23 protein-coding genes are annotated in these 24,535 nt (G+C 34.1%); 10 read left to right on the forward strand and 13 right to left on the reverse strand.

Annotated elements, in window-relative coordinates; translation table 11 throughout:
• The 4 genes from NQ163_RS19340 to NQ163_RS19355 all read right to left on the reverse strand — a co-directional run.
• On the reverse strand, positions 1-2,129 hold a 2,129-nt coding region (locus tag NQ163_RS19340; RefSeq protein WP_268191968.1), incomplete at its 3' end, for a peptidase domain-containing ABC transporter.
• A 45-nt stretch (positions 2,130-2,174) separates the two neighbouring features.
• Positions 2,175-2,744 (reverse strand): HlyD family efflux transporter periplasmic adaptor subunit, encoded by a 570-nt coding sequence (locus tag NQ163_RS19345; protein WP_268191969.1) that lies wholly within the window; start codon positions 2,742-2,744, stop codon positions 2,175-2,177.
• A gap of 20 nt (positions 2,745-2,764) precedes the next feature.
• A complete protein-coding gene (locus NQ163_RS19350; protein ID WP_268191970.1) occupies positions 2,765-3,310 on the reverse strand; it encodes a hypothetical protein in 546 nt (181 codons plus the stop codon).
• A gap of 67 nt (positions 3,311-3,377) precedes the next feature.
• Positions 3,378-3,707, reverse strand: coding sequence for an HTH domain-containing protein (locus NQ163_RS19355; RefSeq protein ID WP_268191971.1), 330 nt, complete (start codon positions 3,705-3,707; stop codon positions 3,378-3,380).
• A 486-nt stretch (positions 3,708-4,193) separates the two neighbouring features.
• On the opposite strand from NQ163_RS19355, the gene NQ163_RS19360 reads away from it, so the two are divergent.
• The 4 genes from NQ163_RS19360 to NQ163_RS19375 all read left to right on the forward strand — a co-directional run bounded on the left by NQ163_RS19360 (position 4,194) and on the right by NQ163_RS19375 (position 9,242).
• On the forward strand, positions 4,194-5,150 hold the full coding sequence (locus NQ163_RS19360) for a hypothetical protein (RefSeq protein ID WP_268191972.1): 957 nt from the start codon (positions 4,194-4,196) through the stop codon (positions 5,148-5,150).
• Positions 5,151-5,256: 106 nt separating this feature from the next.
• Positions 5,257-5,742 carry an RNA polymerase sigma factor gene (locus NQ163_RS19365; RefSeq protein WP_110363018.1) on the forward strand — a complete coding sequence of 162 codons (486 nt, stop codon included), beginning with the start codon at positions 5,257-5,259 and terminating at the stop codon, positions 5,740-5,742.
• Positions 5,742-6,611, forward strand: a complete 870-nt coding sequence (locus NQ163_RS19370) for a FecR family protein (protein WP_268191973.1) — start codon at positions 5,742-5,744, stop codon at positions 6,609-6,611. The genes NQ163_RS19365 and NQ163_RS19370 overlap by 1 nt, the downstream gene beginning before the upstream one ends.
• Positions 6,612-6,746: 135 nt before the next feature.
• Complete coding sequence (locus NQ163_RS19375; RefSeq protein ID WP_268191974.1) at positions 6,747-9,242, forward strand: TonB-dependent receptor; 2,496 nt, start codon at positions 6,747-6,749, stop codon at positions 9,240-9,242.
• 419 nt (positions 9,243-9,661) lie between these two features.
• Here NQ163_RS19375 and NQ163_RS19380 read toward each other — a convergent pair whose 3' ends face one another.
• Entirely contained in the window at positions 9,662-10,114 is a 453-nt protein-coding gene (locus tag NQ163_RS19380; protein WP_268191975.1) for a hypothetical protein, read from the reverse strand.
• Between the two features lie 79 nt (positions 10,115-10,193).
• Here NQ163_RS19380 and NQ163_RS19385 point away from each other — a divergent pair, with 79 nt between their 5' ends.
• Positions 10,194-11,741, forward strand: coding sequence for a hypothetical protein (locus NQ163_RS19385; protein WP_268191976.1), 1,548 nt, complete (start codon positions 10,194-10,196; stop codon positions 11,739-11,741).
• A gap of 26 nt (positions 11,742-11,767) precedes the next feature.
• On the opposite strand, the gene NQ163_RS19390 is transcribed toward NQ163_RS19385, so the two are convergent.
• Positions 11,768-13,105: a M23/M56 family metallopeptidase gene (locus NQ163_RS19390; RefSeq protein WP_268191977.1), complete on the reverse strand. Its 1,338-nt coding sequence runs from the start codon at positions 13,103-13,105 to the stop codon at positions 11,768-11,770.
• A complete protein-coding gene (locus tag NQ163_RS19395; RefSeq protein ID WP_120241766.1) occupies positions 13,098-13,478 on the reverse strand; it encodes a BlaI/MecI/CopY family transcriptional regulator in 381 nt (126 codons plus the stop codon). The genes NQ163_RS19390 and NQ163_RS19395 overlap by 8 nt, the downstream gene beginning before the upstream one ends.
• A gap of 274 nt (positions 13,479-13,752) precedes the next feature.
• Here NQ163_RS19395 and NQ163_RS19400 point away from each other — a divergent pair, with 274 nt between their 5' ends.
• Positions 13,753-14,382: a hypothetical protein gene (locus NQ163_RS19400; RefSeq protein WP_268191978.1), complete on the forward strand. Its 630-nt coding sequence runs from the start codon at positions 13,753-13,755 to the stop codon at positions 14,380-14,382.
• Between the two features lie 67 nt (positions 14,383-14,449).
• On the opposite strand, the gene groL is transcribed toward NQ163_RS19400, so the two are convergent.
• The 6 genes from groL to NQ163_RS19430 all read right to left on the reverse strand — a co-directional run bounded on the left by groL (position 14,450) and on the right by NQ163_RS19430 (position 19,771).
• Positions 14,450-16,084, reverse strand: a complete 1,635-nt coding sequence (groL, locus tag NQ163_RS19405; RefSeq protein WP_268191979.1) for a chaperonin GroEL — start codon at positions 16,082-16,084, stop codon at positions 14,450-14,452.
• A gap of 30 nt (positions 16,085-16,114) precedes the next feature.
• Positions 16,115-16,393 carry a co-chaperone GroES gene (locus NQ163_RS19410; protein ID WP_268191980.1) on the reverse strand — a complete coding sequence of 93 codons (279 nt, stop codon included), beginning with the start codon at positions 16,391-16,393 and terminating at the stop codon, positions 16,115-16,117.
• A gap of 227 nt (positions 16,394-16,620) precedes the next feature.
• On the reverse strand, positions 16,621-16,962 hold the full coding sequence (secG, locus tag NQ163_RS19415; protein ID WP_120241770.1) for a preprotein translocase subunit SecG: 342 nt from the start codon (positions 16,960-16,962) through the stop codon (positions 16,621-16,623).
• Positions 16,963-16,968: 6 nt separating this feature from the next.
• Positions 16,969-17,976 carry a hypothetical protein gene (locus NQ163_RS19420; protein WP_268191981.1) on the reverse strand — a complete coding sequence of 336 codons (1,008 nt, stop codon included), beginning with the start codon at positions 17,974-17,976 and terminating at the stop codon, positions 16,969-16,971.
• A 5-nt stretch (positions 17,977-17,981) separates the two neighbouring features.
• The gene (locus NQ163_RS19425; protein ID WP_268191982.1) at positions 17,982-18,494 is read right to left on the reverse strand and encodes an LptE family protein; all 513 of its coding nucleotides are present in this window, start codon (positions 18,492-18,494) and stop codon (positions 17,982-17,984) included.
• 35 nt (positions 18,495-18,529) lie between these two features.
• Positions 18,530-19,771, reverse strand: coding sequence for a sigma-54 interaction domain-containing protein (locus NQ163_RS19430; RefSeq protein WP_268191983.1), 1,242 nt, complete (start codon positions 19,769-19,771; stop codon positions 18,530-18,532).
• Between the two features lie 187 nt (positions 19,772-19,958).
• Here NQ163_RS19430 and NQ163_RS19435 point away from each other — a divergent pair, with 187 nt between their 5' ends.
• The 4 genes from NQ163_RS19435 to NQ163_RS19450 all read left to right on the forward strand — a co-directional run bounded on the left by NQ163_RS19435 (position 19,959) and on the right by NQ163_RS19450 (position 24,295).
• Positions 19,959-21,125: a sensor histidine kinase gene (locus tag NQ163_RS19435; protein ID WP_268191984.1), complete on the forward strand. Its 1,167-nt coding sequence runs from the start codon at positions 19,959-19,961 to the stop codon at positions 21,123-21,125.
• Between the two features lie 18 nt (positions 21,126-21,143).
• Entirely contained in the window at positions 21,144-21,893 is a 750-nt protein-coding gene (gene kdsB, locus NQ163_RS19440) for a 3-deoxy-manno-octulosonate cytidylyltransferase (protein ID WP_268191985.1), read from the forward strand.
• Positions 21,894-22,007: 114 nt separating this feature from the next.
• Positions 22,008-23,591, forward strand: coding sequence for a sensor histidine kinase (locus tag NQ163_RS19445; protein WP_268191986.1), 1,584 nt, complete (start codon positions 22,008-22,010; stop codon positions 23,589-23,591).
• Positions 23,591-24,295: a response regulator transcription factor gene (locus tag NQ163_RS19450; protein WP_268191987.1), complete on the forward strand. Its 705-nt coding sequence runs from the start codon at positions 23,591-23,593 to the stop codon at positions 24,293-24,295. The genes NQ163_RS19445 and NQ163_RS19450 overlap by 1 nt, the downstream gene beginning before the upstream one ends.
• Positions 24,296-24,535: the final 240 nt, after the last annotated feature.

Genomic DNA, 24,535 nt, shown 5'->3' on the forward strand with positions numbered 1-24,535 from the left:
TGCCACATGTCATAATATTTCCCTTTTGTTTCGTATAGTTCAGTATGCGATCCTTCTTCCATTAATTTTCCTTTCTCCAAAACAATAATTTTATCGGATTGCAGTACAGTACCCAAACGGTGAGCTATCAATACAATGGTTTTTCCTTGTTCTTTTAAACCCCTAATGCAATTTTGAACTTGTTCTTCCGAAATGGAATCCAATGAGGATGTTGCCTCATCCAGAATCAATACCTGTGGATCGTGATACAGAGCTCTTGCAATTGCCAAACGTTGTTTTTGCCCGCCCGAAAGAGATGCTCCATTTTCGCCCAACCAGGTTTGGAAACCATTGGGCAATTCTTCTATGAAATCCAATATGCCGATCTGCTTGCAAATGTCCAATATGCGTTCCATATTGGGCTGAAACTCGCCCACTGCAATGTTTTCAATTACATTCCCTGCAAACAAATCTAAATTCTGGGGAACTATGCCCACATAACTTCTCAAACTTTCGTTCGATACATATTTGATATTTACATTTCCAATGTAAATATTACCTTCATTTAAAGGATATAAATTCTGCGCCAAAGCTGCAATGGTGGTTTTGCCAGAACCACTCTCGCCTACAATGGCCGTAATTTTTCCATGTGGAATATGCATATTGAATTTCTCGAAAACATCAACACGTGTACCGTAACTAAAGGATACATCCTGAAAAACGAGATCGCCTTGATGTTGTTTCTCCAATTCAAACCTATTTTCTTCCTCTTCACGCTGTAAATCCATAATTTCGAACAAACGATCAGCGGCAATCAAAGCATTTTGAACCGATTTATTCATGCCTATTAAAGAGGCAACAGGTCCTGTAAAGTATCCAATAATGGCATAAAAGGACATTAATTCACCTGGAGTTATGGTCTGATCGATTACCAAATATCCACCAAACCAAAGTAAGACAATGGTAAATATTCGGCTTAAAAATTCGGAAGAATTCCCTGAGAATATTGCATTCAATCCCGATTTGTAACCTGTGTGCAACAGGTTGATAAAGCGGGTTTCCGTTTTCAAATTGGCAAAATCTTCCAGACTTAACTGCTTAATGGTCTTTACAGAATTGAGCGATTCTACCAATTGTGTTTCCAATTCGGCCGCTTGCTCCATTACCTTACGTTCCTGTTTTTTATTTAGTCTGTTGGTAATAAAATAAACCAAAGCATACAAGGGAATTATTAAAGCCATTGCCAAAGCCAATTTCCATGAATAAATAAACATCAAGGCAAAAGAGAAGAACACAATAAACACATTTACGATTAGGCTAATGGCTGTATCATTTATAAATGCCCTGATTTTCACTGCATCGTTAATCCTTGAAATGATCTCACCAATTCGCATGGTATCAAAAAAGCGTTGTGGTAATTTCAACAAATGTTTGTAATAGCCCAGAATCAAGCGGGAATCTATCAACTGTCCCGTTTTTAAGACCATTACCGTTTTCGATGTTCCGATGAATATTTGAAAGATGATTAAAACCACCATACCTATACTCAATAAATTAAGTAGATTTTTGTTGCCATCAACAAGCACAAAGTCGGTTAATTTTTGGATGTAAATGGAGGTAGACAAACCCAATACCGTATAAACAATTGCTCCAAACAAAGCCTGAAACAAAATGCTTTTATGGGGTTTTAAAAGAAAGAAAAATCGAGAAATATTCGAAACTTTTTCATCTTTCTTCACAAAGCTTTCATTGGGAACCATCAATATCAATACTCCGGTCCACTCTTTTTCAAATTCAGCGATACTTTTCTTGTGAATCTGTCCGTCACCTGGATCCATTACCTCCACATACTTGTCAGTAACCTTATAAATTACCACATAATGCTGTAATACTTCTTTTACCACCACATGAGCTATGGCAGGCAAGGGGATTTTTGATAAACTATCCAGCTCTCCCCGCACTCCTTTGGCAGTAAAACCGAGTTTTTCTGCAGCTTTAATCACCCCCAAAGCATTGGTACCTTTCTTATCGGTACCTGCCATTTGTCTGATTCGTGAGATTGGTAATTTTAATTTAAAATGTGCCGAAATGGAAGCCAGGCATGCCGCTCCACAATCGGTAATATCGTGTTGTTTTATTTTTATACTCATTATTTAGATGTGAGATGTAACACGCAATATTTGAGAAAATTAAGATTACAAACGTGGATTTAACCAATCGTCTACTTTATCATACAGCAATTGGAATAAAGTTCGTTCTGTAACATTAAAACGAGCTGTTAAACTCATGCCTTTCTTTAAATTTCCCTCATATCCATTTTTTAGAATTAATTTATCTTGATCCAAACTACACCTTACCTTAAAAAACACCTTGTTCTCAATTTGAAAAATATCGGGAGAAATCTCCAATACTTTTCCACTTGCCAGACCCCATTGATTGTAATTAAATGCATCCAGCTGGAAGTTTACATTCATATCCTTGTGGATATAACCAATATCTGATGGAGACAAGTAGCATTCAACCAACAGTTCGCTATTAGGTGAAATTTGCGCAATACTTTGTCCTGGAGCAATAAAGTTTCCTTGTTGAATTCCTGTAAAATGAGTAATGACTCCTGTTATAGGAGCTGTTATTACATAGTTGATTTTCTCTTTTGTATTTAGAGCAATACGAGATTCCAATTCTATGCTTTCATGTTTCAAGTCACGCAGAGAACTTTGCCACTTTAAGGTTTTCTGCTTGATATACAATTGCTTATTCTGCAAAGACTGTTGCCAGGCATACTCTATTTTTCAAATTCAAGTTTGGCCACAACTTCCTTATCAAACAACTCTTTATTAATGCGATAATCTTTTGCTTTATGCTTTATTTCAGCATCCAATTCTATCAGCTTCTGATTGTATTCTGCCAATTCATTTTGATAGAGAAAAGTTTTTATTGTTTTGGATTTTCCTTTTAAAAGGAATTTTAAATCTTCCTGATACTGCTGGTTCAATTCCAATCTTTGCTTTATTGAAGCAATATCCTGATCCACTTTATCTTCATTTAAAATCAATAGTGTATCACCCTTGTTCACATTTAAATTCTCATGTAACCTATTTTCTGCAACTTGCCCATAAATAGCAGCTACAACATTATTATTCTCTTCCAGGCACCGTATGGTACCTCTGCCTTGCTGAGTAATAGTAACTTTAACCACAGGTAATATTGCCACTATCAATAGTAATAGAAGCAACACAAGCTGGTATATGATCTTTACATTCGAATTGAATTTTGCAAAATGCGATTCGACAGTTTGAGCTATAATTTCTTTGGGAAAAATTTCCTTCATTCAATCTGGATTTCTTCTAAAAAATCTGAGGCAATTGATTAAACAATTCCCTCAGTTTATTGATTTTTCAGCTCAAAGTTAAGCGGAAACAGTCCAATAAACTTGGACTCTGCCTAAAAGTTCCTCCAGAATTTTCTTTTAATTCTTCATCTTTAAGAATCACTTTCAAAGGATACCGAACCTCAAGTTCATAATCGCCAAAATATTCGTAGGATGATTTTGACTTATTGAATCTAACCTTTACACCTAAATCTTTTAATTCATCAAAATGATTAAACACCTGGCTACGGGACACTCCCAATTTAGATGCCAATTGCTTTGCGTTTCCTGTCTCTCCTTTTTTTAGCAATCGATCTAACAACATCAATCGCTCTACCACTTTTAAAATCTTTACCATTTGATTTTGATAGTTAGTATTAATAAGAAATAGTTGTGTAGTATTTGCTATAGTTTTTTCTAATCTCTACTAGTTTATTCCTAAAGAGGTAAAAAAGTAACCCAAAAAAATGTTAAAAAAAATTAAATAATTTATGATTACGGCATTTCAGTTTTATGAACATGTAATTCCAGTTCGTATTTACGTATCATTCAATAGAAATGAAAAAATTAGCTAACTTAAAAACCTTACTTTTAATTGATTTCTAAACACAAAACACTTGGAAGTACAATTAAACTCATTGTGCATTATAAAAAGGTAGGGTAAAAATCTAAAATATCGGTTCAGAAGTAAATGAGCTCAGAAAATTAAACTTTAGAATTATAAATTTACCATTACAAAACTAGTTTGAGCGAATAGTTGTTCACTCCTATATTTAAGAATGATTATTTGCGAATGCTAATCCCGAAAGAAATCGGGAACATATGGAAACTAAAAAATATCAAAATGAAAAAACTATCATTTATATTACTAGCTGGATTGGCAATGTCGCTCTTTTCTTGTGACAATCATGATGATGTTGATGTGATTAAACCTAAAGAGGAAGTTGTATTGAACAACGATATCGAGACGGTAATCACAACAGAAGAAGCATCGGAAAATGTAATGGAAGTTGCTGATTACGAAGTAGACCTTTTCTCATTTATGGAAAGTGAATATACTGAACCTACAACAAGTACGAAACAAGGAACCCACAATTACTATGGTAATTTTGCAAGAGAATGGCAGCGTTACAAAGGCGAAACAATACCAGACATTTCTATTGAATTTGGAGAAGATGGTAGATTCCCGATGACAATTACAATTGAATATGATTCAATAGAACTGTATAATACTGACAAAATTATTGATGGTGTTATAAAGATTGTAATGACAGCAGCTCCCTGGACCAATGGTGCAGTGCGCGAAATTACCATGGATTTGGTAATTGATTCGGTTGAAATTAACGGTACCAAACGAATTGAATTTACAGGTGAACGAGGAGTGAGCAAGAAATGGGAAATCACTAGTGACATTACTTTTACTTATCCTGATGGAACTGAATTAAGCCGAGTGGCCGAAAGAACCAGGGAGTGGATTTCAGGTTTAGATACCAAGTGGGATTTAACCGACGATAAAATTCAGATTACAGGAAAGGTAACTTGCGTTGATACGGAACAAAATGAATATACCAAACAAATTGATGAAGAAAATCCTTTAATTAGAATTGGAACTTGTAGGTTAATTGTTCAAGGAACAGTTATCTACTCACAAAATGGAGAAGAGTTTGCCAAATTCGATTATGGTGATGGTGAATGTGACAATATCGCTACATATACCTATACAACTCCTGAAGGAGAAGAAGTAACTGAAAGCGTGGAGATTGGCAAGCACAAAAGAAACAAAAAGAACGGTAACAACTAAAAAATAATCAGGTTAAAAATGCTATAGGGTGCAGGAAAGTATTTGATTGCCCTGCACCCTAAATTCACACAAAACCATTATTTTTACCTAAATCAATCCTCTAGCCTTGACACAAGAAGAATTTAAAATCTTATTTGACAAGCACTTCGATAGCATTCGAAACTATATTTACTATCGTTCGGGTGATGAAGAATTAGCTACTGACATAGCTCAGGAAAGCTTTATGAAAGTGTGGGAGAAAAATTTACCCTACGAAGAAAAACCCAATAAATCATTATTGTACAAAATTGCCAGCGATATTTTTATCAGCAAATACCGAAGAGACAAAGTAGCTCAGAAATATTTGGCAAAATTGGAGCCATCAGTCGATAAAAACTCGCCTGAAGAACAAATGCAATACGAAGAGCTAAAAAATAAATATGAATTGGCCCTAAGCAGCTTATCAGAAAAACAAAGAACAGTATTTCTGATGAGTCGTAACGAAGGACTAAAATACCAGGAGATAGCAGATAGACTGGAACTCAGCGTTAAAGCTGTAGAAAAAAGAATGACACATGCATTGTCGTATTTAAGAAATGCTTTAGGAAGATAATGAAAGAAAATAATCAAAATATTACCCCTGGTTCGGAAATGGATTTCATCAATTCACTTCCGAAAGTTGATGTGACTTACTCAAAGTCAAAAGAAGAGGTTTGGAAGGAACTTTCTACAATAATCACTGCTGAAAAACCAAAAGCCAAAGTGATATCACTTTCGTGGATAAGGTATGCAGCCGCCGCTTGTATCCTTTTGCTAATGGGATTTGCAGGATTTACCTACTTCTATACCAGCACTACGTATTGTCCAAAAGGAAAGCACATGTGTGTTATCTTGCCCGATAATTCGAAGGTAGAGTTGAACGCAAACTCAAGCATTAGCTATAAACCATACATGTGGAACTTTTCTCGAAAAGTAGAATTCAAAGGAGAAGCCTTTTTCGATATCACGAAAGGAAGTAAATTCGAGATTGAATCGAAATACGGTAAAACTTTCATTTTGGGAACAAGTTTTAATATTTATGCAAGAGGCAATGACTACAAGGTAACCTGCTATACCGGAAAAGTTAAGGTTGTATCAACCCTTACTGCCGATAAAATTCTACTTTTGCCAAATGATCATGCTTTCCTAAATAAAAATGGCAAGCTTGAAGTATTTAAGGACGAAAAGGCAAAAGATAAAGTCTTATGGCGTAATCATTTCTTTTTATTCAACGCTACACCTTTAAAAGATGTTTTTAAAGAAATAGAGTTACAATATGACATTCATATTGTAGAAAAAGGTAAATTTAATAAGGCTTATACAGGGAATTTTGGAAAAGGAATGTCAGTTGATGATGTTCTATACAAAGTTTGCAAGGCACACGGACTTAATTTTGTTAAAAGTTCTCGCAAAAACTATATTATAACCTCAAACAAGCAATAAGTGAAACGATCATGATTCTATTAACCATTAAATCCCAAAAAGTATGATTAAAAAAATCATGAGAGAACGAAGCGGTTCCATGAGTTTCAAATTTTGAATTAACTCATTAACCGACAATTATAAAATTTTAAACGAATGAAAAAATATATCGCCCTTATATTTTTTTTCGGATTAGTAATTACGACCTCACTTGCTCAAAAAGTAGAAATTAAAGCTAACAATAAAGCTTTAAATGATATTTTAATTGAGCTAAAAGATCAGTACAATTACCAGTTTTCTTATGACACAAACTTATTGGCAAGTTATAACATTAGTATAAATAAAAGTTTTTCCAATAAAGAAAGTGCAATAATATATTTACTAAGGAAGTTCCCTTTAAACTACGAGATATCAAATAATGTATACATTATCTATCCCGAAGAGAAAATTTTTCAATACAGAATTCTAGGGCAAATTCTCGATAAAGAAAGCCTGGAACCTCTTCCATTTTCACATATCACCATTAACGATCATCCCATGGCTACCGACGAGCTTGGGAATTTTTCGTTTACATCAACTACCGACAGTACTTTTAGGATATTGGCTTCTCATTTGGGATATTTTATTCACGACACCCTTGTTGGCAGCGATAAAACTCACAAGTTGCTATTGACTGCAGCAAGTACCGATTTGGAAGAAATTACCGTTACCGACAAAGTTGTACAAACCTTTATAAAAGAAAGTAACCAGGCCGGGAACCTAAAGTTGAACCACAAAATAGCAGGTTTTTTACCAACCAACAACGACAACTCTGTATTTGAACTTTTACGCTTACAACCAGGAATTCTTGCTGCCGGCGAACAAAAGGATTATCTGATAATTTGGGGATCATACGAAGGAGAAAGTCAAGTGCTTTTTGATGACATTACCTTGTGGGGATTAAAAAACTACTTTGATGATATTGGTGCTGTAAACCCTTTGGTAGTTAAAAATATTGAAGTATTAAAAGGTGGTTTCGATGCCAGATATGGGGAACGAGTTGGTGGCATTGTACACATAACAGGGAAAGATGGAAACAAAGTGAAACCAAGTATAAATTTGGCTTTAAATAATATCACCGCTAGTGGATCGTATGAGCAACCCATTGGTAAAAAATCATCTCTCTTGTTTGCATTTCGTCATACCTATTACCCTTTGTTTAAAGATGATCAAATAAAGTATGCCACTTCGAATGTAAATACCGATGAACTTGAAGGTACTATTCCTGAATATGTAGATTTGGATGTAACTCCCAATTATCGATTCCGGGATGCAAACCTGAAATTCTCTACAAAATGGAATAATGGGGATCAATTGAACATCAGCATAATGGCTGGTGAGGACAGGTATTCCTACGATATTTCCAATGAATTATTATCTACTTCGCGAAAGCATAATTTTGAAGGAAGTTACCAAAATGGAGGTTCATTAAAATACAGCAAGGTATGGAAAAGTGGTAATTCAAGCTCCCTTTCGGTTTCCAGATCCGAACTCGATAGAAATACAACCGAACAAACAATTATTGAACGTATCCGGTTTACCGAGATGAATGTTCGCAGAGATGACAGATCATATAACAACATTCGCGAGTACAGCACAAAATTCCAAAATCGATTTGTTTTAAATCAAGATCAAATTATTGAAGCTGGTTTGCAGTATACGAATGATGTAGTCGACCTGAAAGAAGACTCGCTTGGAATAAATATTCTGCATTTGAATTCGAAACTGGATAAAATTGGCGGGTATTTTCAAAACATCCTTAATGTAAGCAATGGAGTTACAATTAAAGCCGGATTTCAAGTAAACTATCCAATTAACCTGGAAAAACTATACTGGGAACCGAGAATATCAATGAGCTTTAAAATTACCGATGAACTATCGTTTAATGGAGCCTGGGGACTATACAAACAGTTTATCTCAAAAAGTTCGGTATTGAGCAAATCAGGTAAGTACAGATACATCTGGGTTGGTGCCGACGAAGAAACTGTACCGGTTTTAGAATCTGTTCACAATGTTATTGGTGGTTCGTATCATAAAAATGGTTTTACTTTTAGTGTTGAAGCCTACCACAAAAGAACAAATGGGCACACAAGATACTACCGCTGGAGAAATCAGGGAAATATTTCCCTGGGTAAAAGTAAAAGTGTGGGACTCGATTTCTTTGCAAAGAAAGACTTTGGAGAGCATACATTTTGGGTTTCCTACTCCCTAAGCAAAACATCCGAAACCTTCGACTATTTCAGAGAGGAAGGAGAATATTTAAGATCTTTGCATGATCAGAGACATGAAATTAAAACTGCTGGCTTGCTGTCCTTAAAGCCATTCTACCTATCGGCTAACTACATTTTTGGTTCCGGATTTCCGATATATTCTGGTTATAACAACATCAAGTCCGAACCTGACTACCAACGACTGGATGCAGCTTTAATTTATAAGTTCTCTCACAAAAAAATAAAATCCGAAATTGGTATTCTTTTGCACAATGTGATGGACAAAGAAAACTTAACCTACGAATCGTTCGAAAGGGTTCCATTGAGTCAAATTAATAGCATTAGTGTGTATACAGAATCGGTTCCATCATCAATTAGGCTGTACTTTAAAATTACAATTTAATCATTTGAAGTAATATCGACACTTGGCATCTACACCAGGCTAATGACGTAATGTAATTCGGTTAGGGCAAAAAAATACCGGGTTAGACTATGAATCTAACCCGGTAATCACAACTAAATATTAAAACATAATCAAAAAGATGGTCAAAATTGGTAACAAGAAGAATCTAAGTGTTCTGATAAAACATTGAATGTTTCTTAAAAAAGTATAATCACACCTAACTTACTTTTAAACTACTAATTCTAACGGATTGGTTTATTTGTTTTACAAACAAGCCAAAAAGAAATCAATTTTTCATCGCTTTACCGTCACAACTTAGCTTCTTCATGTTGGTTAATAGTCAGATCCTTAAAAGCACAAGGGGGATAGTGCTTCTAACTCACTGTTTGAAGTAATTGAGTTAACAATTACAAATGGTTTCAAAGTACGCTATCTCCGGAAACTTCTTCGAAACAACTCTTTAGTGTTTCAATTCTTTTCCCGTAAACCGGAGCTTGGGTAACACTGTAAGCATTATCCATTTTTAAGCTTAGATCACGTTTAAAAAGTTCCATTTCTTCAACGCTTATTGAATCTTTAATCGATTCTACCAAGCCTTTTAGATCAGCCAAATCAGTAAATTTTTGAATAATGAAACGCTTAATTTCATTAACCTGATTTTGATTCATTTTTTGTGAATCCTGATCAACTCCAATGCATTCAAGAGCTTGATTTAATCCCTTAACTGTTTCAAGTTTATCGGAATTTATTAATTTTGATAACAGATTTGTTGTATTCATGTTCCGTTCCAAGATTGTTTTTACTCTATCATTCTCTTGATTTGATATTTCAAAAGTACGCTCGATGGCGAGTTTTTGAAAATCGTTTTTCATTACAATCTACGAAGTTCAAACAAAATGAAGATTATAAACCTTACTGTTTACCAAACAGTTAACTCATATATCCATTACAATGCCTAAACAACAAATAGACCCTCTGTTTCAATTAATTAAATCGATTTCGAAATCTGAGAAACGAAATTTTAAGCTATATGCAAACAGAATTAGCAGCGATAAAGAGACTAAATTTTTGCAGCTTTTTGATGTTTTGGATAAGATGGATGAATACAACGAAACCATTATTCTGAAAAAAGCGAAAGACATCAAACAATCGCAATTGCCAAATTTAAAGGCTCACTTGTATAAACAACTGCTTACCAGCTTAAGGTTAACACAGATCAACCACGATATCAGTATTAGTATTCGTGAACAAATCGATCATGCCAAGGTTTTATACAACAAAGGTCTTTACCAGCAAAGTTTAAGAATACTGGATAAAACCAAAGCTTTGGCTCGTAAAAACAAGAAAAACATCCTGGTTTACGAGATCATTCAGTTCGAGAAGCTTATAGAGTCGCAATATGTTACCAAAAGCATAGAAAACAGGGCTGAAGAAATTACAAGAGAAGCTACCGAAATCAGTAAAATGATGGATGGTATAGTGTATTTTTCAAACATGTCTATTCGTCTGTATGGATTGTATCTGAAAGTTGGTTATGTGAGAAACGAAAAAGATCTTTTAATGGTAAAGGAGTTTTTCAATACCAATTTGATTCCTCATGATGTTGAAAACCTGAGTTTCTTTGAGAAATTATACCTGTTTCAATCCTATGTATGGTACTATTTGATTATTCAGGATTTTTTAATGTGCTACAAGTATGCTAAGAAATGGGTAGACTTATTCATACTAAATCCTGAGATGATTAACATTCATATGGATTTATATCTAAAAGGATTAAATAATGTGCTGGTAGCTCTTTTCTATACCAATCATGTAAGCAATTTTAAGAAACACTTGCGATTGCTAAGAAAATTGGAAAAAGAAGATCAATTCAAACACAATTCCAACTTGAACATTTTGTTGCACATGTTTTTATTTGTGCACAGAATTAATCGCCACTTTATGGAAGGAACATTTGATAAAGGCTTACACCTGGTTCCAAAAATTGAGAGTTTTCTTGAAGAGAACAAAGTAGGCATGGATAATCACAGAGCACTAATTTTTTATTACAAAATAGCTTGTTTATACTTTGGAAACGGGCAATATCGCGAAGCTATTAAATATTTGAATCGCATTTCGGATGTGAGAGATACTTCACTGCGTGGAGACATTCATTGCTTTGGAAGAATTCTAAACCTAATCAGTCATTACGAACTGGAAAATACGGAATTGCTCGAGTATCAAATTCGTTCTACTTATCGATTCTTGGCCAAAATGGATGACTTACAAGAGGTACAAAAATACATTTTACGATTCTTGCGAAAGCTCAGCTCAATTAGTCCTGATCAATTGAAAGATGAACTAATAAAATCGAGAAGAGATCTTAAAAAGTGGGTGAACGATCCTTATGAAAAGAGAGCATTCTTGTATTTGGATTTAATTTCGTGGCTGGATGCAAAAATTGAAAATCGCCCGGTACAGGATGTTATTATGGAGAAAATAAATAAAAATAGAAAGTAAGGGGATTCTGAAAATCCCCTACTCTTTTATTGTGCAATTTGTGGACTCAAGTACTTCATTGGGTCTACATATTCTCCATCTTTTTTAAATTCGAAATGCAAATGAGGTCCTGTAGAAATTCCTGAACTTCCAACAGTCCCAATTTTATCACCTTTCTTCACTTTCTCTCCCTCTTTCACCGAATAAGAAGCCATTTGTGAATACAGGCTTGAAATTCCATTGGCATGATCGATAATAATGAAACGACCATAGCCTTTGCCTTTCGTGAATTGTAAATTGACTTTTTTCACCACTCCATCTGCAACAGCATAAATTGGAGTTCCCATTGGAGCAGCAACATCTACTCCTCTATGAAACTTCACCTTCTTATGAACCGGATGCATTCTTTTTCCATAAACCGAAGTAATTTTAACATTCTTACCTGCTTCAATCGGGAATTTATAGTCAGACTTTTTTACACTTAGGAAAGTTGATTTTTCCATATTCATGTCTTTAAATCCAAAACAAAGAATGGAAAGACAAATTACCGGAATTACTGCAAGTAATTTAAAATTAGATAAATAGGAGCTTTTTATTTTTTTGATCATTTTAATTCTCTTTAATGTTAATGATGAATTGAAAGCACTGGTTAGAGCGAAATTCATACGATCTTCGATGTTTCGTACCAGTGTATTCTGATATTCTATTCTATCATTCTCCGAGGTAATACAAGCTTTATCTGCTAAATATTCATGCATTTCAATTAAGGAACGCTGAATAAAATAAATGAAAGGATTAAACCACATCAGTACTTTTACAATCTCAACAAATATTAAATCTATTGAGTGAAATTGTTTAACGTGCACCGATTCGTGCAGAAGAATGTGTTTTTGATCAGATTCACTTGTAAACCTAGGATTCAGAAAAACATATCGAAAGAAAGAATAAGGCGAAGTATTTTCCTGAACAGATACAATTTTAAAATTTTGCTTTACTTCAATTTCATTGGCAGAAATCGTTTTTAAGATTCTGATTAAATGTTTGCTTATGCGAACAAATGAAAACACAACTCCCAAAAGATAAACCAAAAATAAAACTGCTATGGTTTCAATCTGAAAAGATTCCTTCACAACTTCCATTCCTCCAACCAAATCGGTTTTGAACTCATAAACTGGCTCCAATGCAAATTGATTTACAATGGTAGCTGGTTCCTGATTAATGGTGAAAGAAAAAATTGGAATTAGCAAAGAAATAAGAACCGAAAAAAGCAGGTAGATCCGATTACGCATCACAAAAGTATCTCTTGCCAAAAAGATTTTGTACAGAAGATAAAAGGCAGCCATGCATACTGAGCTTTCAATTAAATATTGGATAAACTCAATCATTTTCTTTCTTACTTTTTATTTGCTCTTCAATTAATGATTTCATTTCTTCTAATTGCGAAAGGGATAAATCTTGCTCTTTGGCAAAGAATGAGGTAAATCCTCCAACCGAGTCGTTGAAGAAACTTTTAATCATTCCTTTCATAAAATCACGAGTATACACTTTCTTACTTACTAAAGGATAGTATTGATTCACCTTTCCGAAGGTTTCAAAACCTATAAAACCTTTTTTCACCAAAACTCTAACCACAGTTGATATGGTTGTATATGCGGGTCTTGGCTGTGGAAACTCTTCAATAATATCCTTTAAGAAAGCTTTTTCAAGCTTCCATAGGTATTGCATAATCTGTTCTTCTGCCTTAGTTAATTCTTTCATGTTGCTAATATATGACTATTTTTATAGTCGTACAACTATTTAGATAGTCATAGCCATTTTTTTTTCACATTAACAAACTTTTAATTCTGATTTACAGGCAAGGTAGGTAATATTTGTTCATTCAAAATTAACCAAACAAGCTTGTTGAGACTAGATAAAACCAATCAATTTTTTAAACTTCTTAAGAAACCTAAACCTTTTTTAACAACATAACAATAAGTGATCAGCTTTCCTTAGGTGTCTTATTGATAGAAACCCCCTAAAATCAAAATACATGAAATATTTTTTTATCATTTGCATTGCCTTGGTTATGAGCAGCTGCGCCAGTTCGTATTTATCTTCAGAAAGAATCACAAACTCACAGAATTATTACAACCGAATATTTGTTGTTAGTATTTTCGATCCCATTAATTTCAGGGAGTTCAACGAAGAATCATATAACAATCAAATTATGGAACAGATGAATGATTTTAGTGCAATTGCTGTTCGCAAGTTGATGAAAAGGAAAGTGATTAATAATTTTAATAACAACAGAATACAAGTAAAATTTTCTCAGGATGTATTCACTGTGAATAAAAATATCGATTACAATCAATTCAATAAAACCATATCAAAATTGGAAAGCAATGCCATTTTAATCATCCAGCAATCCAATTTTTTCTATACACAATACATTGAAAGTGATTGTAACGGAAGAATTGAAACCAAAGAGCGCCCACGAGGAGTGTTTTTCACTTACCTGATTGATGCCAAAACTCATGAAACCATTTGGGCAGGTAGATTTGATTCATCAGGTACAAGCTATGATGGCAAGTACTCCCTTTACAACAACATGTGTAGAAAACTGCACAAACAGCTAATTAAAGAAAAACTTATTCCAGCCCCGTTTTATACAAAAAAATAAATTTTCAATAAAAAAGGGTGTTCAAAACATTGAACACCCTCTTTCCATATATTGTTTTGTAATGATCTTACATCATACCTGGCATACCGCCACCCATCGGAGCAGCTGGCATAGCTGGAGCTTCTTCCGGCTCATCAATCAAAACACACTCAGTAGTCAAGAACATACCTGCGATTGAAGCAGCATTTTCAAGAGCTACACGAGATACTTTAGCAGGATCGATTACACCACTTTCAAATAAGTTCTGATACACATCCAAACGAGCGTTGTAACCGAAGTCACCTTCGCCAGCTTTTACTTTATCAACTACAACTGCACCTTCGCCACCTGCATTAGCAACAATCTGACGCAATGGCTCCTCGATAGCACGCTTCACAATCTCGATACCAGTAGTTTCATCGTCGTTATCGCCTTTAAGGCCTTCTAAAGCTGCAGTAGCACGGATGTAAGCTACACCACCACCAGGAACGATTCCTTCTTCAACGGCAGCGCGAGTTGCTGACAATGCATCATCAACACGATCTTTCTTCTCTTTCATTTCAACTTCAGAAGCAGCACCTACGTATAGTACAGCAACACCACCAGCTAATTTAGCCAATCTTTCCTGAAGCTTTTCTTTATCGTAATCAGAAGTAGAGTTACCGATTAAAGTTTTGATATTTGCAACACGAGCATCAATAGCAGCCTTATCGCCAACACCGTTTACGATAGTAGTATTTTCCTTATCGATAGTAATTTTTTCAGCCTGACCAAGCATTTCTAAAGTAGCTTGCTCTAACTTAATTCCTTTCTCTTCAGAAATCACCACACCACCAGTTAGGATAGCGATATCTTCCAACATCTCTTTTCTTCTGTCACCAAAACCTGGAGCTTTAACAGCAGCAACTTTCAATGAACCTCTCAATCGATTTACAACCAAAGTAGCCAATGCTTCGCCTTCTACATCTTCAGCAATAATCATCAACGGACGACCTGCCTGAGCAGCTGGCTCTAATACCGGCATTAATTCTTTCATTGTTGATACTTTCTTATCATACAACAAAATAAATGGATTCTCCAGGTCAGCTTCCATTTTATCGCCATCAGTAATGAAGTAAGGAGAAATGTATCCTCTGTCGAACTGCATACCTTCTACTACTTTAACGTGAGTTTCGGTTCCTTTTGCTTCTTCAACAGTAATTACACCTTCTTTGGTTACCGCTTTAAAGGCATCTGCAATTAAATCTCCAATTTTCTTATCATTGTTTGCAGAAATCTGCGCTACCTGCTGAATTTTATCGAAATCTTCACCAACAATCTGTGATTGCTCTTTAATGTTAGCTACAACAGCAGCTACAGCCTTATCGATACCACGCTTCAAGTCCATTGGATTTGCACCTGCAGTAACGTTTTTCAAACCTACATTTACAATTGACTGAGCCAATACAGTTGCAGTAGTTGTTCCATCACCAGCATCATCACCAGTTTTAGATGCAACTTCCTTCACCATTTGCGCACCCATGTTAGCTGCAGGATCAGCCAATTCGATTTCTTTAGCAACACTAACACCATCCTTAGTGATGTGTGGTGCGCCAAATTTACGATCGATAACTACATTTCTACCTTTGGGTCCTAATGTTACTTTTACCGCGTTTGCCAACTCGTCAACACCTTTCTTTAATAGGTCACGAGCTTCAATATTAAATTTAATTTCTTTAGCCATTTCTAATTAATTTTGAAAATTGATTACTGATTAAGCAATGTATAAAACATCAGTTTGAGACATTAGCAAATAGTCTTCTCCTTCGATGTTCAATTCCGTTCCCGAATACTTACCATAGAAAACAGTATCGCCTACTTTAATTTCCATTGGTTCATCTTTTTTGTCTGCTCCAACCAAAACAACTTTTCCTTGTAATGGTTTCTCTTTTGCAGAGTCAGGAATAATAATACCACTAACAGTTTTTTCTTCTGCTGCTACTGGTTCAACTAAGATCTTTCCTGCAAGAATTTTACCTTTCAATTCTGCCATTTTTCAAAATATTTAAGATTATTATTATCAAATTTTACGGATTCTTTTCTTTCACAATCTGTGCCAAATCAATTTCATTGTCAATATTTCCGAATAGATTGAAAAGAATCTCTGCAATTGCTTATAGAAAGAATAAATATACTGAATTGCAATAACATATAGGCATAAAAAAATGTCAGCATGTATGACATACTGACATTTCTATATTATAAGAAAATTTCTTTCTTCTATTTTGCTGTATCCTGTTCAGTTGCTGCAGCATCAGTTGGGAATGCTGGCATTTCAGGAGTAGTTTCAGTCTCGTTTAATTGCTGTTCAATTTGAGACTTGTCTTCACGAATTTCTTCGCGAGGAATAGTAACTGCAGCTACAAGACAAAGGAATAAAAGACCTCCTGCAAGAGTCCAAGTAGCTTTTTCAAGAAAATCGGTAGTTTTCTTAACTCCCATAATTTGGTTTGAAGATGAAAAGTTAGACGCTAATCCACCTCCTTTTGAGTTTTGTACTAATACAATTAAGATTAGAAGTACACAAACAATCAAAATCAATACTGAAACAAAGGTATACATACTTATTTATTTACTATTTTTTAATTTTTCTATTTTCTCAATCTGACTCGCAAAGTAAACGTTTTTTTCGGGATTTTTCAACTCTAATTTACGATAAACAGCAATTGCTTTATCAAACAACCTCTGTTTCACATATATAGATGCTAAAGTTTCACTCATAAAACTGTCATTTTCACGCACACTATCCGCAGAAATATCCTCTTGTCTATCAGCTACTTTAATATTTCGCTGAATTGATGGCTCATTTTGGATGAAATTATCAATAAGATCAAAATTTTTCTTCTTAGGTTTTGCTGTTTTTTCAGTCTCAGATTTTGATATTTCATCGCCCTTATCAACAACCTCCATCCAATCGGTAAAACTGTGGTTTTTGTCTATCGATTTCTCTTCTTCCTGATCTTCCTTCTCCTTTAGGGTATACAAATTGCCACCATAACCGATATGATACACTTCGGTTGCTGCCACCAACAAATCAGAATCCAATTTTTCCTTTTTATTCTCTTCTTCAGGTTTTGATTCTATCTCTTTTGGCTCAATTCCTGGCTCATTCAATTCAAGAATCTCATCATTGGCAAGATGATCAGTATCCGCTAAAATATCCTTCGCTTCGTTTTCAACGATACTTACTTCGGATGATAATTCAAAAAGTTCTTCTTCATTAGGATCTTCTATACTTGTATCAGCAACAACTTCTTGCAAGTTTTCACTTTTAACTTCCACTGTCGTTTCCTGTTCTCTGGCCATCTCCACCAATTCAATTTTTTCAAATGGAATCAGTTTCAATCTGTCATTTAAAAGCAGATACAGTTGCCTTCTATCGGATATATAAGGCGATGAATTTCTTAATTCTTCCTTGAATCGAATGCTCTGGCTATCATTAAGATTTTTAAGCAGTAACAAATGAGCTACTTCAAAAAATGGATATTTTTCCACCAGATACTTTAGTTCTCTGTGGCTGTATTTATCCATTGTTTTTGAATCTTTAACCCAATCTTGTATTGTGCTTTGTTCCATAATCATTACCAGTTTACAACCGCTTCGTTGTAAATATCATCAATAATTTGCTCTAAAATATCATCAAGAAGACCTTCTTCAACATCCGTTAATTGCTTTGTACTATCATAATCGGCAAACGCAGAGAAACTCTTGTCAAAGTCATTCTCACTTTCAATTTCGTTGGTAAATCGCACTTTAATGGTAACCGTTAATCGGTTTGTAGCTGCAATTTCACCTGCCTTAATATCCAATGCTTGCGTTCTATAGCCTGTAATTTCTCCTTCAAAATTAAGATGTCCTTCTCCATCAACAATTTCATCCAAAGAAGTCTGACTTCTAAATTTCTCCTTTAACTCTTCTGTAAATCGATTACTTAAATTTGCATTTACCAGTGGAGCACGATTTGGAAAATACTGAACTGAAAAAGTTTTAACATGTTCAGACAATGTACCACCTGTTAACGAATAAGAAACCTTACAAGCCACGGCTAAAACAGCAACACAAAGGCTTAAAACAAATATTTTAATAAACTTCATATATGAAAAATAAAAATAGCAATAATTTATAATAATTAACCAATATCGTACTCTTTGATTTTACGATACAATGTTCTCTCTGATATTCCAAGATCCTGAGCTGCATATTTACGCTTTCCATTGTGCTTATCCAAAGCTTTTTTAATCAACTCAATTTCTTTTTCTTCCAATGATAATGATTCTTCAACAAAAACTTCTGTATCCTGAATTACTGAATCATCGGGAGTAGAAATATTAACCGTCGGCTGCTTTACAGGCTGATGCTGCACAATATCCATTTCCTGATCTTCGTACAGTTTACGAATCAACATGGCATTGTCTTTCTGTAAATCTGAAGAATCACCACCCTTTTGCATTAAATCAAACACTAACTTTTTTAAATCCGACATGTCTTTTTTCATATCGAACAGTACCTGATACAAAATTTCTCTTTCCGAGGAAAAGCTTTTCTCTTGCTTTTTGTGCTCAGTATATAAAGCCGGTAACATTTGCTCATCACTCCTTGGAAGATAAGTCTGTAAATTTTCAGCATTAATCTGCCTTTCCTTCTCAATAATTGAAATTTGCTCAGTAATATTCTTCAATTGTCGGATGTTACCAGGCCAACGATATGATTTCAACATTTGTTGAGCACCTTCATCTAACCTTAGCGGTGGCATTCTGTATTTTTCTGCAAAATCCTGTGCAAATTTTCGAAACAACAAGTGAATATCATCCTGACGTTCTCGCAAAGGCGGCATCGAAATAGGAACCGTATTCAATCTATAATACAAATCTTCGCGAAACTTACCATCTTTTACCGATTTTGGAATGTTTACATTGGTTGCAGCAACTACCCTTACATTGGTTTTTAAAACTTTTGAAGAACCAACTTTTATGAATTCTCCTGTTTCCAAAACACGCAATAATCTTACTTGCGTTGATAAAGGCAACTCACCAATCTCATCCAAAAAAATAGTTCCTTTATCGGCTACTTCAAAATATCCTTTTCTGTCGGATAAAGCACCTGTAAAAGCTCCTTTTTCATGTCCAAACAATTCCGAATCTATTGTTCCTTCCGGAATTGCACCACAGTTTACTGCAATGTAAGGCGCATGTTTTCTTGAACTGAACTGGTGAATAATTTGAGGAAATACTTCCTTACCAGTACCACTTTCACCTGTAATAAGCACAGATAGATCAGTAGGTGCTACTTGAACGGCAATATCTATTGCACGATTCAATGCATAAGAGTTCCCAATTATTCCAAATCTTTGTTTTATTTTTTGTACTTCCATCAAATCTCAATTCTTGAAATTAAAATGTACAGCATGAAATTTTTTCATACTACCTGACAAAATTACAATTTTTTACTTTTAGTTTAATCTACAATCATTCTGAATATCCCTAAAGAATGTTAATTTTAGTATCCTTTTTTACATCGGAACGTAATAAGCTTATAATTGGATTACAAATACAAGTACGATGGCTTTACAACTCGAAAATCTTAAAGAATCAAATGAGTTTTTAAATATTTTATTTGACAATATTACCTCTGCACTTTTTATTGTTGATCAATCAGCTAAAATTGAAAATGTGAACGATTCTTTCTCTATTCTTTTTCAAAAAAGAGAAGAACAAATTGTGGGAGAATTGTGCGGGAATGCCTTAGGCTGTGTTTTTGCAGTTGAAGAAAGCAAAGATTGCGGAACAACAAGTAATTGTTCAAATTGTAAATTGCGGAAGGATATTCTCAAAACCATGTCAAAGAAAGTTCCTACATACAGAAATAAACTAAGCCGAGATTTTTATACCTCACAAACTAAAGATTCAAAGCATTTTCTTTATTCTACAAAATTTATTCAATTTCATGGAAAAAAATATACACTTGTCATTGTTGATGATCACACAGAATTAGAGAATCAAAGAAGACAACTTGAAGAGCAAAACGAAACCCTAAAAAGTTTGAATGAGCAAAAGTCTAAATTTCTCGGAATTGCTGCTCACGATTTAAGGAATCCAATTGGAGCAATTAGTTCTTTTTCTGAAATTTTATTAGAGTCAGGAAATGAATTTCCTTCCGATGAAAAAGAAGAGTTATTGACATTGATTAAGGATAGCAGTCAGTTCTCTCTTCAATTGCTAAACGAGCTACTTGATATCTCAAATATTGAACGAGGTAAACTTCGTCTGGATAAGAATGAAGAGAACATCTCACAAATTGTAATCGATGTTGTAAAAATCAATAAGGTTTTTGCGAGAAAAAAGAACATCAACATTATCAATAAGGTAAAAGTAAAAGATTCAAAGCTTAGTTTAGATAAAAGTAAAATTGAGCAAGTGTTACATAATTTATTAAGTAATGCTATAAAATATTCTACTCCTCATACTACCATTACTGTTGATATTAGGGATCAGGTCACAAATTTCGAAATCAGCGTTAAAGATCAAGGTGTTGGGATTCCTGAATCTGAATTATCGAAACTTTTTACTGAATTCGGAACTACAAGTGCTAAAACCACGGCCAATGAAAGCAGCACTGGCTTAGGATTAGCCATAGCAAAAAAAATTGTTAACGGTCATGGTGGAGAAATAATGGCCAAAAGTAAATTGAACGAAGGTTCTGAATTTTTATTTACTTTGCCTAAATAATTTATAACAAAAAAGTAAATGAGATTCATAGGAATTATTCCAGCAAGATATGCTTCAACCAGATTCCCTGGAAAACCTTTAGCCGATATTCATGGCAAAACAATGATTCAACGAGTTTATGAACAAACTTTATTGGCAATTGATGAAGTTTGGGTTGCTACAGATGACGAGAGAATTAAAACCGCAGTAGAAACATTTGGTGGAAATGTTGTAATGACCTCTGCTGAACATCAGAGTGGAACAGATCGAATTGCAGAAGCTGTTGCTACAATTTCCAAATCGAATCAACAAGAATATGATGTTGTGATCAATATTCAAGGAGATGAGCCATTTATTCAACCTGAACAAATAGAATCTGTAAAAGCATGTTTTGATTCACCGAATACTCAAATTGCCACATTGGTAAAACAAATCTCGAGTCAAGAAGATATTTTCGACCCCAATAAAGTAAAGGCCGTAATTAGTAAAGATCAGAAAGCTCTATATTTTAGTCGATCTCCAATTCCTTATCAAAGAGGTGTAGAAAAAGAGGAGTGGTTAAACAGTGGAACATTTTACAAGCATATTGGAATGTATGCCTACAAAAGTAAGGTGCTGCAAGAAATTACTCAAATTGAACAGAGTAGTTTAGAACTTTCGGAATCATTGGAACAACTTCGCTGGCTAGAAAATGGATATTGGATTCAAACAGATATTACCAAACATGAATCAATTGGTATTGATACACCAGAAGATTTAGAACGAATTAAGAAAATGGGACTTTTATAGTCCCTTTTTTATGCTTTAACTTTTCTTTAAGGATTATTAGTGAGACCTTAACCACCTTCGTTCTTTGCAGATTGTAAATTTGTAATGTATCTTCAAATACAATTACAAAAGCTCATGAGTAAAAAGCTAATTACAGGTTTAATCATTTTAATGAGTATTTCCTTACTCGGAATAATTGCAGTGCAAATTCTTTGGATAAGAAATGCTATTTCCATTGAAGAAAGAACCTTTGATTCCAATATTAATAAGGCCCTTCATAAAATTGTTGACAAGCTTGAAAAGAGCGAAAATGTTATATTTCTCACAAAGGGTTTACCAAATAATTCTCATGAAAATATTGAAGTTCGGGAGTTCAAGCACTTTCTTGAATCAGGGAAAAAACTTGGTCAAAATGTGATCAAAATTAAAACAGGAAAAACAATAAATGGGAAAACTTCCTATAAAATAGATGCCGATTCTCAAGTAATTGTGATGCAATCCAAATCTGCAAATCTTAATCTCTGGCATCCCAAACATAAAATGGATTCTGCTTTCAAAATAGATATTCATATAGAAACAAAAGATACCATAATAAGAGCAAAGCGCAAGGAAAAGCACATAGAAAACATCTTCAGCAAAGTAATGTATGAATTCAAAAACAAGGATGTTTCTATTAATGAAAGAATAGATTTTGAACAACTCCCTAACTTAATCAATTCTGAGTTGAAAAATTACAATATTAATTCCGATTTCAATTTTGCAATTTTTTCAGGTGAGCCTCTACACCTAATTCATTCTTCGGATAGCAGTTATAATAAAATTTTAAAAAACTCGGAATATCAAATCAACTTATTCCCAAATGATATTGTATTTACCAATCAGATTTTATCCCTTGATTTTACTGATAGATTTAGCTTGATCTACAAATCAATATTACCACTTCTTATTTTATCAGGAATATTCACAATTTTCATTGTTGTAACATTTGTCAACGCAGTATTTTTAATCCTAAAACAGAAACGCATTAGTGACATTAAATCAGATTTTATCAATAATATTACTCATGAATTTAAAACTCCAATTGCTACAATTGGCCTGGCATCCGATTCTATTAATAATCCAAAAGTAATAGGTAATCCGGATAGAATCAGATATTTTACAGGTATCATTAAGGATGAGAATTTTAGAATGAACAAACAGGTAGAAAACATTCTTCAACTATCATTATTCGGAAAACATGAATTAAAACTGAACCTACAGGCCTGTCATTTGAATGAAATCATTCAAAAAGCTGCTGAGCATATCCAATTGCAAATTGATGAGAAAAATGGCAGTTTAACAACAAGTCTTAATGCCATTAATGATATTACGAATGTTGATGAAGTTCATTTTCTAAATGTGCTTTTCAATTTATTCGATAATGCAATAAAATACTCGAACCAAGAACCTAAAATTGAAATCAGCACAGAGAATAATAATGAATCCCTCTTAATTACAATCAAAGATTCGGGTATAGGAATGAATTCAAAAACGATAAAAAGAATATTTAAGAAATTTTATCGTGCCGAAACAGGAAATATTCATAGTGTTAAAGGATTTGGTTTGGGATTAAGTTATGTGAAGTTAGTAATTGATCGTCATAATGGATCAATTGATGTTGAAAGTAAACCAGGTCAAGGTACAAGTATCAAGTTATCCTTACCTCTAAGTAAAATATAATGGTAGAACCAATTAGAATACTACTTGTCGAAGACGAAACGAATTTTGGTGCAGTAATGAAAAATTATCTGGAGATTTCAGATTTTAAAGTAACATTATGCATTAATGGCAAAGAAGGTCTTAAAGCATTTACATCACATCAATTCGACATTTGCATTTTAGATGTTATGATGCCAGAAATGGATGGATTCACATTAGCAAAAGAAATAAAACTCAAAAATGCGGATGTGCCAATAATATTCTTAACTGCTAAAACACTTAAAGAAGATATCATTCAAGGATATCGCATAGGTGCCGATGATTATATAACCAAACCATTCGATTCTGAATTATTAATTTATAAGATAAAGGCGATCTTATCCAGAAACAATGGTAATTCATCCTCATATAAAACAGTATTTTCGATAGGTAAATTTAGTTTTGATTCAAACCTTAGAATTTTAAGTATTGACAATATTGAGCAGAAACTGTCTCCCAAAGAAGCAGAATTATTAAAACTTTTAGCTGAAAATATCAATCAGATTCTACCTCGTGAAACTGCCTTAAAAAGCATTTGGGGCGATGATAACTTTTACACGACACGAAGTATGGATGTATACATTACAAAGCTTAGAAAATACTTAAAAGCCGATGCTGATTTGTCCATTGAAAACATACATGGGAGTGGTTTTAGACTATTACAAATTAACGCACCTTATAATTAGATTTTGTAATACCTTCTGTATTGCAATAGGGCCAGGCAAGTGCTATCCTAAATTTACTCATTAGGTTCTATCGCTATGGCCTGATAGCTCGGTATGGGCAGTAAGTCTGTTAGCTGTGGGTAGTTGTTTTAAATTTCCGGTCACCTTAAGTTTAGAGCAAAAAAAAAGAGTCTCACTCCTCTTGGAATAAGACTCTTTTAAAGGTTGGCGTCGACCTACTCTCCCACATTTCTGCAGTAC

Source organism: Marinifilum sp. D737, from assembly GCF_026672275.1.
In the GTDB taxonomy this organism is placed as follows: Bacteria; Bacteroidota; Bacteroidia; order Bacteroidales; family Marinifilaceae; genus Marinifilum.